1 pseudogene is annotated in these 724 nt (G+C 46.7%); it reads right to left on the bottom strand.

The annotated features are described in order from the left end of the window. Positions 1-724 (bottom strand): annotated as a pseudogene (locus R8N47_RS25025) (carboxylesterase/lipase family protein); the annotation flags it as partial.

Here is a 724-nt window from a genome sequence, read left to right as displayed (position 1 = left end):
AATCCAGGTGTGTAGTCAAAGTAGTAGAAGCTTGGCGTTGCTCCTGTTGTTTCTTCAGTTGAAACCTTATGACGGTTTGGACCCGTGAAGAGCAAATCATGCAACGTGGTTTTGAATTGCTGCATGTTTTTGGCCGCGCCATTCAGTTCCCTTTCATCGCTAGGGAAGAAGTCAGCCAGAGCAAGTAACTCAGTGGTCGAATCAGAGTTCCCCAAACCGAAGAATAACTTGGTCATCGCCTCATATGCTGTACTCGGCAGCAGTTCCAATAAGTCAGAAAGATCGAGTTCAACCGATGCCGAATCGCTGAGTAGTGAACGATATTCCGCGCGTAAGCGATTCAGATTTGTTTCCGATTCTAGCCACTCCACCATGTATTCGACGATTAAGTTTTCGTCACCACTTTCAATGACTTCTGGCGCTTCTTGGCTCAAGATTTCAATGATAGTTGGGATCAAAAATGTCAGGCTCGGTAGCATGCCCAGAGTATTGCTTTCTGCACTGTTTGAGCCAATTACCGTCGGTACGATCCATTCACTCTCAATCGCTTGTTCAGTAAAGTGATAGCCTGGAACTTCTTTCACTAGAAACGCTGGTGGGCGATGCTCGATGTAAGGCGCAAATGGCATCAACGTAGCTAATGGGCTGTTGTCGCGTGTTGGACTGATAACCGGAATATTCGCAGCGGTCAGTACCCAGTTTTTGAGACGCTGAATAGGATCAA

The sequence above is a fragment of the Vibrio sp. 2132-1 genome, from assembly GCF_033344315.1.
The sequence above is the reverse complement of the archived record's forward strand: the minus strand, read 5'-3'. Positions and strand labels throughout refer to the sequence as shown.